At 70.6% G+C, this 13,385-nt stretch carries 11 protein-coding genes; 5 read left to right on the top strand and 6 right to left on the bottom strand.

The features are described 5' to 3' along the window. The first annotated feature begins 71 nt into the window (after window positions 1-71). Genes EZ242_RS13555 through EZ242_RS13540 form a run of 4 tightly spaced genes read left to right on the top strand, consistent with a single transcriptional unit; the run spans window position 72 to window position 3,909 of the window. A complete protein-coding gene (locus EZ242_RS13555; RefSeq protein ID WP_240787086.1) occupies window positions 72-887 on the top strand; it encodes an ABC transporter ATP-binding protein in 816 nt (271 codons plus the stop codon). Between the two features lie 23 nt (window positions 888-910). Further along, window positions 911-1,957, top strand: a complete 1,047-nt coding sequence (locus tag EZ242_RS13550; protein WP_135285710.1) for an ABC transporter substrate-binding protein — start codon at window positions 911-913, stop codon at window positions 1,955-1,957. A gap of 19 nt (window positions 1,958-1,976) precedes the next feature. Continuing rightward, complete coding sequence (locus EZ242_RS13545) at window positions 1,977-2,840, top strand: ABC transporter permease (protein WP_240787085.1); 864 nt, start codon at window positions 1,977-1,979, stop codon at window positions 2,838-2,840. Window positions 2,841-2,877: 37 nt separating this feature from the next. After that, a complete protein-coding gene (locus tag EZ242_RS13540) occupies window positions 2,878-3,909 on the top strand; it encodes an ABC transporter substrate-binding protein (protein WP_135285709.1) in 1,032 nt (343 codons plus the stop codon). Window positions 3,910-4,087: 178 nt separating this feature from the next. On the opposite strand, the gene EZ242_RS13535 is transcribed toward EZ242_RS13540, so the two are convergent. Both EZ242_RS13535 and EZ242_RS13530 read right to left on the bottom strand, forming a co-directional pair. Next, window positions 4,088-5,209: a CaiB/BaiF CoA transferase family protein gene (locus tag EZ242_RS13535; protein WP_135285708.1), complete on the bottom strand. Its 1,122-nt coding sequence runs from the start codon at window positions 5,207-5,209 to the stop codon at window positions 4,088-4,090. A gap of 13 nt (window positions 5,210-5,222) precedes the next feature. Further along, window positions 5,223-6,710, bottom strand: a complete 1,488-nt coding sequence (locus tag EZ242_RS13530; RefSeq protein ID WP_135285707.1) for an aldehyde dehydrogenase family protein — start codon at window positions 6,708-6,710, stop codon at window positions 5,223-5,225. Between the two features lie 164 nt (window positions 6,711-6,874). Here EZ242_RS13530 and EZ242_RS13525 point away from each other — a divergent pair, with 164 nt between their 5' ends. Further along, window positions 6,875-7,720, top strand: coding sequence for an HpcH/HpaI aldolase/citrate lyase family protein (locus tag EZ242_RS13525; protein WP_135285706.1), 846 nt, complete (start codon window positions 6,875-6,877; stop codon window positions 7,718-7,720). A 4-nt stretch (window positions 7,721-7,724) separates the two neighbouring features. Here the strand turns inward: EZ242_RS13525 and EZ242_RS13520 are convergent, their stop codons facing one another. The 4 genes from EZ242_RS13520 to EZ242_RS13505 form a co-directional block, all read right to left on the bottom strand. Next, the gene (locus EZ242_RS13520; protein ID WP_135285705.1) at window positions 7,725-8,624 is read right to left on the bottom strand and encodes a LysR family transcriptional regulator; all 900 of its coding nucleotides are present in this window, start codon (window positions 8,622-8,624) and stop codon (window positions 7,725-7,727) included. 64 nt (window positions 8,625-8,688) lie between these two features. Next, window positions 8,689-10,746 carry a hypothetical protein gene (locus EZ242_RS13515; RefSeq protein WP_135285704.1) on the bottom strand — a complete coding sequence of 686 codons (2,058 nt, stop codon included), beginning with the start codon at window positions 10,744-10,746 and terminating at the stop codon, window positions 8,689-8,691. 73 nt (window positions 10,747-10,819) lie between these two features. Next, entirely contained in the window at window positions 10,820-12,622 is a 1,803-nt protein-coding gene (locus tag EZ242_RS13510) for a D-apionate lactonase family protein (protein WP_135285703.1), read from the bottom strand. Further along, window positions 12,622-13,374, bottom strand: a complete 753-nt coding sequence (locus EZ242_RS13505; protein ID WP_135285702.1) for a glucose 1-dehydrogenase — start codon at window positions 13,372-13,374, stop codon at window positions 12,622-12,624. Before EZ242_RS13505 ends, EZ242_RS13510 begins: the two co-directional genes overlap by 1 nt. Window positions 13,375-13,385 lie beyond the last annotated feature (11 nt).

Below are 13,385 nucleotides of genomic sequence, written 5' to 3'. Positions count from 1 at the left end.
CAGCGGCTGCTTCCTAGCATGCCTCCATGCACGGCGCCTTGCGGCGCTCGCGTGCAGCCACTGGAGACACCATGCAGCAGCACCCCACCCACCCCTTGCCCAAGATCGCCTTCGAGGGCGTCACCAAGCTCTACGAGTCGCCCAGCGGCCGCACCGAACCCACGCTCGCCCTGGCCGAACTGGATCTGCGCATCGCGCCCGAGGAGATCGTCTCCATCGTCGGGCCGACCGGCTGCGGCAAGAGCACGGCGCTGAACCTGCTCGCCGGCTTCGAGCAGGCCTCGGGCGGCGTGGTGCGCATCGACGGGGAGCCGGTCACCAGCCCGGGCCCGAACCGCGGCATCGTGTTCCAGCAGCCGTCGCTGTTTCCCTGGATGAACGTGCTGGAGAACGTGGTGCTGGGCGCCCGCTGCCGGGGCGTGCGCCGGGACGATTACGAGCCGCGCGCCTTCAACCTGCTGGAGGAAGTCGGCCTCAAGGGCTTCGAGCGGCACTACCCCTACCAGCTCTCCGGCGGCATGCAGCAGCGCGTGCAGATCGCGCGGGCGCTGCTGAACCAGCCGGACATCCTGCTCATGGACGAGCCTTTCGGCGCGCTGGACTACCAGACGCGCCTGCTGATGCAGAAGCTCCTGCTGCGCCTGTGGCAGCACTTCCGGCCCACCATCCTCTTCATCACCCATGACGTGGGCGAGGCGGTGTTCCTCTCCGACCGCGTGATCGCCATGTCGCGCCGGCCCGGCCGCGTCAAGCGCGAGGTGCGCGTGGCCGCGCCCAAGCCGCGCGATTACGAATTCCTCGGCTCGTCCGAGTTCACCCGCCTGGAGCACGAGCTGGTGCTGGCCGTGCAGAGCGAAGTCGAGGGCGACGAAGCCCTGGCCCATTGAACAACCCCGAACAGGAGACGAACATGCAACCGACCCGCTGGCTCAAGACCCTCGCCGCCACCGCTGCTTTCGCCTGCAGTGCCGCCTTGGCGCAGACTGCACCGGCCAAGCCGCCCATCGAGTTCAACTACGGCATCCCCACGGCCGACCACGTGACGGTGTACGTGGCGCAGGACCTGGGCCTGTTCGAGAAGGCGGGCCTGAAGCCCAAGTTCTTCAACTTCCAGTCGGGCGCGCCGCTGCTGGCGGGCCTCAAGAGCGAAAGCCTGGACGTGGTCACCGCCGGCCTGGCGCTGACCTTCGCCCTGGGGCAGGACATCCCGCTCAAGTTCCTCTTCTGGCAGGCGAACAATGCCGCCGCCGAAGGCCTGGTGGTCGATCCCAAGGGGCCGGTCAAGAGCTACCAGGACATCGCCAAGTCCAAGAAGATCGGCGCGGCCACCGGCACCTGCGCGCAGGTGTCGCTCTACCTCATGGCGAAGAAGGCCGGCGTGGACTGGGGCAAGCTGGACGTGGTGAACGTGCCCGCGCCCCTGCTGCGCAACGCCTTCATGAGCGGCTCCATCGATGCCGGCGTGGCCTGGCCCCCGTACTCGCTGCAGCTGCAGTCCGAGGGCTTCCCGGTGGCGAACTTCGACGAGGACTACACCCCGCCCGGCGGGGTCTGCCCGGGCCTGACCGCCGCGCGGCCGGCGTTCCTGGCCAAGCACCCCGAGGTGGGTGCGCGGCTGGTGCAGGTGGAGGCCATGGCGCGCGAGGCGCTGGCCAAGAACCCGCAGCTGGGCGTGGACGCCTTCGTCAAGCGCCTGGGCGTCACGCCCGAGGTGGCCAAGGCCACGCTGGCGCGCCAGTGCTGCGGCCGCATTCCGAGCTTCGAGGAGCAGGTCAAGCCCGACTCGCCGTTCTCCATGACCGCCAAGGAGGGGGGCCTGGCCGGCAAGCTGATCCTGGCTTCGGAGGTGCTGCACGCCACCAAGGCGATCCAGTCGCCGATTCCCGCGGCGCGGATCCAGGAGGCGATCGAGCCCAAGTACATCCTGGAGTACCTGCAGGGTGCCAAGGCCAGGTGAGGCGGACATGAGCGCGAACATGAACATGCCCCTTTCCGCCGCCCCGGCCCGCACCGAAGCGAGCGCCGCGGCGCCTGCCGCCAACCCGCCCCTGAAGCCTCGTGCGGCGCGTCGCCGCCGCCACGTGCCCGACTGGGTCTGGTCGGTCACGTCCATCGCCGCCTTGCTGGCACTGTGGTTCGGCGTGACCCGCTCGGGCCTGGTCAAGCCCGGCTACCTGCCCGCGCCCGAAACGCTGTGGACCACCTTCCTGGAGCTGTTGGAGAACGGCTACCAGGGCCAGCCGCTGTGGGCGCACATCCAGTCCAGCCTGCTGCGCACGCTCAGCGGCTTCGCCGCGGGCGTGCTGGTGGGCGTGCCGCTGGGCCTGTTCACCGGCTACAACCGGCTGGCCGGCGCGGTGGTCTCACCCATCATGGCCTTCATCCGTCCCATTCCGCCGATCGCCTTCATCCCCATGGCGGTGCTGTATTTCGGCCTGGGCGAGCTGGGCAAGGTGGTGCTGATCTTCTTCGTGTCCTTCAACTACGTGCAGACGAACGCCCACGCGGGCGCGGCCAACTTCCCCATCGCGTATCGGCGTGCGTCCGAGTCGCTGGGCCTCACGCGCTGGCAGACCTTCGTGCGCATCGTGCTGCCCGGCGCACTGCCGCAGATCTTCACCGGCCTGAAGGTGGCCCTGGCCCTGAGCTGGGCGGTGGTGGTGGCGGCCGAACTGGTGGGCGCGCAGAGCGGACTGGGCTTCATGATTTCCGACGCCGCGCTGCTGTTCCGCATCCCCGTGGTCTTCATCGGCATCGCGCTGATCGGGGCCATCGGCCTGGCCCTGAACCTCACGCTCAACGCCATCGAGGCGCGCGTGGTGCACTGGAAGGGCCGCTGAGGCCTTCGACACGAGCAAACATTCAAGGAGACGAAGCATGAAATTTCATGGACTCATCGCGGCCCTCGGCCTGTGCGCCGGCATGGCGCTGCAGCCGGCCGCTGCGCAAGGAAGCGCCTCGGCGCCGATCGAGATCAACTACGGCTACCCGACGGCCGATCACGTCACGCTCTACGTGGCGCAGGACCTGGGCCTGTTCGAGAAGGCGGGCATCAAGCCCAAGTTCTTCACCTTCCAGTCGGGCGCGCCCCTGCTGGCGGGCCTCAAGAGCGAGAGCCTGGACGTGGTGACGGCCGGCCTGGGCCTGGCCTTCGCGCTGGGGCAGAAGATTCCGCTGAGCGTCATCTACGTCAACTCCAACGACGCGACGGGCGAGGGACTGGTGGTCAACAAGAACAGCCCCATCAAGTCCTTCCGCGACATCGGCAAGGCCGGCAAGATCGGCGCCGCCTCGGGGACCTGCGCGCAGGTGGCGCTCTACCTCATGGCGCAGAAGGCCGGCGCGGATTTCGGCAAGCTCAACGTGGTGAACATCCCCGCGCCGCTGCTGCGCAATTCGTTCCTCAGCAACTCCATCGACGCGGGCGTGGCCTGGTCGCCGTACTCGGCGAGCCTGGACCAGGAGGGCTTCAAGGTGGTGAGCTGGGACCCGGAGTACACGCCCGGCGGCGTGTGCCCGCGCATGACGGCGGTGCGGCCGGAGTTCCTGAAGAAGCATCCGGACATCGGCGTGCGCCTGCTGGAGGTGGAGACCCAGGCCGGCGAGGCGATCGCAAAGAACCCTCAGCTGGCGGTCGATGCCCTGGTCAAGCGCCTGTCGCTGGCGCCCGAGGTTGCCAAGGCGGCGGTCGAGCGGGTGTACATGCAGCGGCCCACGCTCAAGGAGCAGCTGGACCCCGCGTCCTCGCATTCCCTCGTGTCCCGTGAGCAGGGGCTGGTGGGCAAGCTGCAACTGGCCATGAACGTGCTGCACGAGACCAAGACCGTGCCCGAGCCCACGCCGCTGGCAGCGATCCAGCAGATGGTGGATCCGACGCATCTGCAGCGGTTCATGGACAAGCGGAAGTAGCTGGATCCTTGGTCGGAATGCGATGGCCCGGACAAAGGTCCGGGCCATTTTCTTGGGCTGACGGGCGGCGTGAGATCCCTCCCCCTTTGGGGGAGGGTAGGGTGGGGGCTGGCGCGCCGACCAGGCCGCTTCTCGCGTGGCCCCCATCCCAGCCTTCCCCCAGAGGGGGAAGGGGTAGTCACCGCAGCGGGCCGTGCTCCCCCAGGTCCGGTGCCTGCCGGAACTGCGCGTCGTCCCACTCCGTGCGGTACGGCGTCGCCGGGACCTGCACCGTCTCGCCGTGGACCGTCATGGGCGTGGTGCGCAGCTGCGGATGCGCGATGAGGTCGTCCACCGAGTTGATGGCGCCGTAGGCCGTCTGCGCCTGCGAGAGGCGATCGACGGCCTGGGCGTAGGTCAGCTGGCTGAAGACGGCCTGGACTGCGGCTTCGAGCGCGTCGCGGTGGCGCGTGCGCGCGCCGTTGCTGTTGAAGCGCTCGTCGCCGCACAGGGCCTCTTCGCGCAGGACGACGCGGCAGAAGCTGGCCCACTCGCGCTCGTTCTGGATCGACAGCACCAGCTCGCGGCCGTCCGCGCAGGTGAAGGCGCCATAGGGCGCGATGCTGGGGTGCCTCAGGCCCACGCGCTCGGGGGCGCGGCCGCCGTAGCGCGTCTGCAGGTAGGGCACCGCCATCAGGTCGGCGGCCGAGTCGAAGAGCGAGACCTGCACGCCGCTGCCGTGGCCGGTGCGCTCGCGCTGGAGCAGGGCCTGCTGGATGCCGATGAGGGCGTTCATGCCGGCCGTGATGTCGCACAGGGACACGCCGATGCGGCCCCAGGGGCCCGGCGCGCCGCTCACGGCCACCAGGCCGCTCTCGGCCTGCACCAGCAGGTCGTAGGCCTTGAGCTGGTGCAGCGGCCCGGATTCGCCGTAGCCGCTGATGTCGCAGGTGATGAGGCGCGGATTCCTGGCGCGCAGCGCGGCCGAGCCGAAGCCCAGGCGGGCCGCGGCGCCGGGCGCGAGGTTCTGGATGAAGACGTCGGCCGAGGCCAGCAGCTCGCGCAGGCGCGCCTTGTCCGCGTCGTCACGCAGGTTCAGCACCAGCGACTCCTTGCCGCGGTTGGTCCAGACGAAATACGAGGACTCGCCGTGCACGGCGCTGTCGTAGCCGCGCGCGAAGTCGCCTTCGGGCCGCTCGATCTTGATGACGCGCGCGCCTGCGTCGGCCAGGCGGCTCGAACACAAGGGCGCGGCGACCGCCTGCTCCAGGGCGACGACCACGACGCCGTCGAGGGGTTTGCCTTCTGGACTGCTGCTCATGGCGTGCACCGGATCATTCGTAGCGGTTGACGATGGTCTTGGTGGTGCTGAGTTCCTCCAGCGCCAGCAAGCCTTTCTCGCGGCCGTGGCCGCTGCGCTTGGTGCCGCCGAAGGGCAGTTCCACGCCGCCGCCGGCGCCGTAGCAGTTGATGAAGACCTGGCCGGAGACGATGCGCCGGGCCATGCGCTGCTGGCGCGCTCCGTCGCGGGTCCACACGCCCGCCACCAGGCCGAACTCGGTGCCGTTGGCCAGCGCGATGGCATCCGCCTCGGTGTCGAAGAGCTGCAGTGCCAGCACCGGGCCGAAGACCTCCTTGCACACCAGCGGGTTGTCCGCCGGGACCGGGCCGAAGACGGTGGGGGGAACGAAGAAGCCCTCCGAGAGCGCGGCGGGAACGGGCGCCTGCGCGATCACGGGCAGCCGGTCGGCGCGGGCGTTCTCGATGAAGTCCAGCACGCGCCGCTGCTGCGTGGCGTTGATGACCGGGCCCAGGTCGGCGTCGTCCTCGGGTCGCCCGATGCGCAGCGCCGCGAAGCGCTGCGCGAGCAGTTGCTGGAAACGCTCGGACACGCTGCGCTGCACGATCACGCGGCTGCCGGCCGAACAGGTCTGCCCGGCGTTCTGCGTGATGGCCTGGCAGACGGTGGCAGCGGCGAGCTCCAGGTCGGCGTCCTCGAACACCACCTGCGGCGACTTGCCGCCCAGCTCCAGCACCACGGGCACGTGATGCCGCGCGGCGGCCTCCTGGACCAGCCGGCCGACTTCGGGCGAGCCGGTGAAGGAGACGAAGTTGATGTCCGGATGCGCGGTGAGCGCGGCGCCGGCTTCCTCGCCCAGGCCGGTGACGATGTTGAGCGATCCGGCCGGGAAACCCACCTGCCGCGCGATCTCGCCGAACTCCAGGCAGATGAGGCAGGCTTCCTCGGCCGGCTTGAGGACCACCGCGTTGCCCATGGCCAGCGCCGGCGCGACCGTGCGGCCGAACATCTGCGCGGGGTAGTTCCAGGGCGTGATGTGGGCCGTGACGCCCAGCGGCTCGCGCACCACGCTCACGTTGTAGCCGTTGAGGTAGGGGATGACTTCGCCATGCACCTTGTCGGCGGCGCCGCCGTAGAACTCGAAGTAGCGGGCCACGGCGCGGATGTCGGCGCGGGCCTGCGAGATGGGCTTGCCGGTGTCGTGCGCCTCCAGCCAGGCGAGGCGCTCGACCTGCTCGCGCACGCGGGCCCCGAAGGACGCCATCAGCTGCCCGCGCTCGGCGGCCGTGAGGCGCCCCCAGTCGCCGTCCAGCGCCCGGCGCGCGGCCTGCACGGCCGCGTCGATCTGCGCCGCGCCGCCGCGTGCGATCCAGGCGAAGGGGCGCGCGGTGGCGGGCGCCAGCACCGCCAGCGGCGTGCCGGCGCCGTCCACCCATTCGCCGCCGATCAGGTGGCCATAGACCGGTTGCGCGTCGTGACGGCCGCGTGCGGTGGGAAAGAGGGCGTCGGAGTCGGAGTGCATGCCAGGGGTCCTCGGGTGATGGCCCGGCGTGCGCGATGCGCGGGCGCCGGTGGGGATGCAGGCATTCTTCGAATTGCAGGGGCCAGCGTCCATGGGAATTTGGGCAATCCGGGCTTGTGCAATTTCGAACCAGCGGCGCGCGCGCGGCGGCACCATGCGAAGCCATGGAACCCGCCGCCTCCCGCGCCCTGGCGCGCAGCTACCTGTTCGTGCCCGCCGACCGCCCTGACCGCTTCGACAAGGCCTGGGACAGTCCGGCCGACGAGGTCATCCTCGACCTGGAAGACGCCGTCGCACCCGAACGCAAGGCGGCGGCGCGCGAGGCCGTGGCCGCATGGCTGGATCCGCGGCGCCCCGTGTGGCTGCGCGTGAACGCCCTGGACACGCCCTGGTTCGAGCAGGACCTCGCGCTGGTGGCCGCGCCCGGCGTGGCGGGCGTGATGCTGCCCAAGGCGGAGACGGTCCCGACCGAGCTGGACCTGCTGTGCGAGCGCCGTGGCACCGGGCTGATGCCGCTCATCGAAACCGCGCAGGGCCTGCGGCGCGCCTTCGAGCTGGCCCGCACGCCCGGCGTGGTGCGGCTGGCGTTCGGCGCCATCGACTTCCAGCTGGACCTGGCCATCGAGGACGAAGGAGAAGGCCTGCTGTTCTTCCGCTCGCAACTGGTGTGGCAGTCGCGCCTGGCGGGCCTGCCGCCTCCGGTGGATGGCGTGAGCCTGCTCCTGGATGACGCCGAAGCCATGCACCGGGAGGCGCATCAGTCCCGCCGCCTGGGCTTCGGCGCGCGCCTGTGCATCCATCCGCGGCAGGTGGCCGCGGTGAACGACGCTTTCGCGCCCGGCCCGCAGGAGCGTGCGTGGGCCGCGCGGGTCTGTGAGGCGATGCAGGGCGCGGCGGGAGGCGCGGTCGCGGTGGACGGCAGGATGGTGGACCGCCCGGTGTGGCTGAAGGCGCAGCGCATCCTGGCCGCGCCCGAGCCGGGCCGGCCCGCGCGGCTGCGCACGGTCTGAAAGCTCACAGGTCCTGGGAGCGATCGCGGCTCAGGTACTCGAGCAACTGGGCGACCGAGGTGTTGGACATGCGCTCCTTCTTCACGCACACCAGCATCCGGCGCACGGCCCATTCTTCGGCAAGCGGTCGCACCACCAGGCCCAGGCCGGCGGCCAGCACGCTGGCCGCCTGGTAGGGCAGCAGCCCCAGGCCCAGGCCCACCTGCACCATGCGGCAGACGGCCTCGAAGCTGCGCACTTCCACCCGCAGGTGCAGGGTGCGCTCGGCGATCACCGCCTGCGCGGCCAGCAGCCGCATCATGGAGGAGTTGGCCTCCAGGGCGACCAGGTCGTAGTCCAGCAGGTCGGTGAAGCTCATCTCCGCCCGCCGCGCGAGCGGATGGTCGGACGGCACCACGGCGGCGATCCGGTCGCTGCTGTACTCCATGGTCTCCAGGCCTTCGGTGCGGGCACCCTCGACGATGATGCCCACGTCACCCTCGGAGGCGAGCAGGGCGCGCACGATCTCGTCGCTCCACTTCTCCTCCAGCACCAGGCGCACCTCGGGGTTCTGGCGCGCGAAGCCGGCGACGTCGTCGGGCAGCGATTCGGTCATGACCGAGGTGTTGGCCAGGATGCGCAGCGCGCCCTTGCGGCCGTCGGCATGGTCGCGCATCTCGGCCTGCATCTGGTTGATCTCGACCAGCAGGGCCTTGGCATGCGGCAGCAGCGAGGCGCCGGCGGGCGTGAGGTCCACCCCGCGCGAGGAGCGCTCCAGCAGGGGCGTCTTGAAGCGGTGTTCCAGCAGCGCCATGCGCCGGCTGGCCGCCGCCAGGCCGATGTGCGAGGCTTCGGCCGCCTTAGTCAGGCTGCGCAGCTCGGCGGCGCGGACGAAGAGGGCGAGGGAGTCGATGTCGGGGAGCATGCCCCCCTATTGTTCAACTCGCGGCGGCGGCGAAAGAGGGCGGTTTCCCCTAGGCGCCGCCGGTTCAGCGACCAGCGCTGCTGGACGAGCTGCTGGACGAGCTGCCAGCCGGTGGCGGCGCCTCCCGGTCCAGTGCGGCTTCCACGCCTGATCGCAGGTTCTTCAGCACGAACACGATGGGGTCCTCCGATTGCGGGCCGGGTGATGGGCCGGCGGCGGCCACGGGCTCACGCGGGAAGCTCGCAATCTCGGTGTCGAGGAAGGATAGCGCTGCTTGCAGGCAGGCGCCGCGGGCCTCGCGCTGCTGCGCGGACGCATCGGCGGCGAGCGGCTGCAGGACGGTGTTCACCACGGCGGCGTAGTCGCTGCCGAGCCGGTGTCGGATGTCCTGGCGGCGTTGGGCCGGGTGCGGCTCGGGGCTGGTGAGGTCGACGGGCGCGCCCTCCGCCTCGCGCAGCAAGAGCTCGACGGACGCGCCTGTCGCCGCGCGCGGCAAGAACTCCACAAGGAGCTCGTTGCGGCGCGCGTCCTCGGCGGCCACGGCCACCCGCTTGCGCGCTTCCAGGCAGTCCCGCAGCGTCGCGGGCGAGATGTCCCGGAACAGATGGCGCAGGATGCGCTCCGGCGGGCACCCGGGCCTGGGCTCGTCCAGGAACGCTCCGAGCAAGCGGGAAATCGATGCGGCAGTCAGCGGTGTGGCCTGGCGGGACGCCGCGAGGAAGTCCAGGGCTTGGAGGCGCTCGGACCAGGGCGCATCCGCGCGTTCCCATTCGGTTGCCCAGGCGTTCGGCTCAGCCAGGCCCAGTCGAAGGCCCAGGCGGATGTGGGCCGGGAACGTTTCCTTCAGCAGCTCCTGCGCCTCCTTCCGAGCGAAGCGGCCATAGTGGTACGCAAGTTCGGTCTGAATGGCTGCCGGGGGACCGAGAGCGGAGCCGTCGGGTGCGGCGCCGGTGATCAGGCGGCGCAGCTGTCCGCCGTCGAAAACAGAGGAGGAGGTGGGATCGCTGGCCTGGAGCTTGCACAAGGCTTCGACCAGCCTCTGCCGCTCTGGACCATCGAGATGCTCCGCAGCCAGGACGACGCGGTGCAGTCTGTCGGTCGAGACCGGCGGGTCGAAGAGCATTCCGAGCTGTTGCCCCGGCGCGGCAAGGATGGCCCGAACCAGGAGCCGACAGGCCTGCACGGACAAGTTCTCACAGTCGGCATCGTGGTCCCATGCCAGCCAGGCGCTGGTGACGGTTTCAATGCGCCTGGCCGCATCGGCATGGGGCAGTGTCGCCGGCAGCAGCGCTCGGAGAAACTGTCCCTTGGACACCTCGGTGAACTCAGTCGCGTTGTGCACGTAGCGCGCAACCTGGCGGAGAGCTTCCGTATCGATGCCAGACTCGATGGCACGACAGATCCAGGGTACATCGACGTCGAACTCGGGTTGCGCTCTCAGCGCTTCGGCGCTGGCCTGGGCGACCATCCAGATCAATCGCCCCCGGTCCTCGTCGGTGACGTCCCGCCGAAACCCTGCGTATTCACCGCGAGTGATCTCGATGGTTCCGCGCCTTTTCACGATCGCGTCCAGCAGTTCAATGCCATTGCGCTGATGGGTGGTGGACTGATCCTGATCCTGGTCCTTGTCCTGCATCAGCCCACGGACGGCCGCCACCAGCGCGAGCGACCGGTCGGGGGCCTTCAAAGCCATGTCGATCCAGCGATGCCGCAACGCATCGCGGACCTCCGAGGCGGTTCCCATGGCGGGGTTTGCATGAGCTCTCAATGCAAGCGCCCGGGCTTCGGCTTGGACGCCGTCGGGGCTCGTCTCGTGTACGCAGCGCTCGAGGAAACTGTTGAGGTCCCCCAGGATGTGCCTCCGTTCGGAGACGGCAGCATCGCTGATCTGCAAGGCTGCCGGCTGCCGCACGAGCGGGTGCTCGGCCGACAGGCGCGAGCGCTTCGTGTCGTGTTCCACCTCGTCTTCGCGCTTTCGCTTGGCCTGCGCCGCAGGCGCGTGAGGGGGCAGTTCGGTGACCGGGCGGCCGCGGGCGTCGTGGCCGATTGCGTCGGGGCCAGGCTGCGCCTGCGCGACGGGGGTGTGCCGGGTGGGAGAAGAGGACCTGGAGGGTGCGGCCATTGCAGTGCTCCTGTGGAAGACGCGCGATTAAAGCCGCGTCATGGCCCGCCAAGCGGTGGGCCCAGGCCCATCGTCAGGATGCACTCAGGATCGTGGCCAGCGCGAAGGGCGGCAGGGTCGCAGGCTCGCCCGGCGGGAGGAGGCGCCACGGGCTGCCGCTGTCGTCCTGCCCGCCGCGCGCATCCAGGCAGCGCCGTAGCCCTTGCCTGCCGCTCGACGACACCGTGATCGGGTCGTCCGTGATGTTCGCCAGCAGCAGGGATTCGCCTGATACGACAGCGGCGGCGCGGGACGGGTCGTTGACCGCGACCGCGTGGACGGACGGTCGCAGCAGTTCCATGACCAGGGTGGCCGCGGGCACCGTGCAGGCCGCCACGTCCTGGGACGCCAGGTCCGAAAGGTTCATCACCGTAGCCGCCTGCGCGCCCGCCTCCGCCAGCGCCGCCAGGAAGCCGACCATCCACGCGGCGCCGAAGAGCGCGCGGGTGCGCGGGTCCCGTGCGGCCAGCGCGATGCGGCGCGTCCCGTCGGAGGGTGGCCGCGCACCCAGGGGACTGCGCCGCGTCGCGATGCCGCTCGGCCCCACGCGCACCGGCACCCCCGGGTAGCGCTGCGCCAGCGTCTCCAGCATGGCGGGCAGGCTGCGCAGGCCGGCCATGACCGACTCGTCGTCGGCACCGTGCACCAGGGCGCTGGTGGTGAAGCTGAGGAAGTCGACGGGGCCGAGGTCCTCGGCGCGATTGAGCTGGGTGAAGAACCAGGGCGTGCCGCCGCCGACGGTCGACGTGGGGAAGCTCGCGCGAGCGGCCTGCACCACGGGCGGCGTGCTCGGGAAGACGGCGACCGCCTCCGGTCGCAGGCCCGCGGCCGTCACGGCAGCAGACAGGGCCTGCAGATCGGCCCATGCCGACTGTTCGCGAATGTCGAGCACGTCGACCCGAAGCGCCGCGCCAGCGGCGGCGACCAGGCCCGCCACGCCGGGCCAGTCCACCGGATGCGAGGCCTGCGGCAGTTCCAGGTGCAGGTGCGCGGGTCGCATGCGCGAAAGCGCGGCCAGTACCGGATCGCCGGCCTGCGCATCGGCGGGCGAGATGGCGATGCCGACGCGCATGCCGGGCCGCGCGGGTGTCGCTGGTTCGGACGCGACGGTGATGGCGGCAGGCGCTCGCGCCGGAGTCGCCGAAGCCTGCACCAGCACCAGCTCCACCGACTGCCGCAGGTCCTGCCCGCCACGCAGCCGGTAGGGCCGCGGCATGAGGTTGGAGCGGTTGTAGGTCTTGAAGGACGCATCGGCGTTGTTGCGCTGGTCCTCGAACTCGAACACGTCGCCCTCGAAGCGCGCCTGGGCCCAGCCGCCCGTGCCGAAGGCGTGGCCGATGCCGCGCACGCTCATGAAGGGGGGCCAGGGTGCCACCCGGCGGGGAAAGGTCGAGGTGCTGGTGCGGCCGTCGTCGTGCAGCACCTCGATGCGCTGCCCCGCGAGGCTTTGCGGATGCAGCAGGCACAGCCCGGTGCGGTTCGTGGCGATGTCGCCGTGCGGCGTCGCCACGCCTTCATAGCGGATGCGGCCAGCGGCATCGCCGTCGATGGTGATGCGCAGCTCGATGGGCGGCTGCACCGGCACGCAGGCGCGCACCTGGACCTGGAAGCCCTGCGCATTCGCGTGATGCTGGATGTGCTCCACCACGGGCTCGGGCGTCCCCCAGTCGCTGTCGCGGTACAGGAAGGCCACGCCGTGCCAGACCTCGTGTCCCTGCGCATGGATGGAGACGATGCGCGTGCCGCGCACGCGCACGGTGAGCGGGCCGGCCTGAAGGGTGAGCGCCGGCTCGATCGGCTCGTCGGTGCCGAAGAGAGCCAGGCGCCCGGCGGACATCAGATGGTGCGGCCGCCGTCCACCGGCAGCTCCACGCCGGTGATGAACTGCGAGGCGTCGCTGGCCAACCAGAGCGCCGCGTTGGCGACGTCCTGCGGCGTGGACATGCGGCCCAGCGGAATGCCCGCCACGATCTTGGCGCGGTTCTCGGGCGTGTCAGGCACGCCCAGGAACTGCTCGATGAGGCCGGTGGCGCCCATCACGGGGCAGATGGCGTTGACGCGGATGTTGTCCGGTCCCAGCTCGGCGGCCATGGACTTGGACAGCAGGTTCACCGCGCCCTTGGAGGCGTTGTACCAGGTGAGCCCGGGCCGCGGCCGCAGGCCCGCGGTGGAGCCGATGTTGATGATGGAGCCGCCCCGGCGCTCGCGCATGAGCGGCACCACGGCGCGGGCCATGTGGTAGATGGACTTGACGTTGACGTTGAAGACGCGGTCGAAGGTGGCCTCGTCCACCTCCAGCATGGGCTGGTTGCGGTGCGTGGTGCCGGCGTTGTTGACGACGATGTCCGGGGCGCCGAAGGCCTCGGCGCAGGCGGCCACCGCGCGCGCCACCTCGTCGCCCTTGGAGACGTCGCAGGCGACGGCGCGCGCGGCCGGACCGAGTTCTTCCGCGAGCCGGGCGGCCTTGGCGCCGTCCAGGTCCGCGATGAGCACCTTCGCGCCTTCGGCGACGAAGAGGCGGGCGATGCCTTCGCCGAAGCCGCCGGCGGCGCCGGTGACGATGGCGATCTTGTCCTTGAGCTGGCTCATGATGGCTTGTC

The organism is Ramlibacter rhizophilus (assembly GCF_004681965.1).
Taxonomy (GTDB): domain Bacteria; phylum Pseudomonadota; class Gammaproteobacteria; order Burkholderiales; family Burkholderiaceae_C; genus Ramlibacter; species Ramlibacter rhizophilus.
Note: the sequence above shows the minus strand (reverse complement) of the source record. Positions and strands in the feature narration are given on the sequence as shown.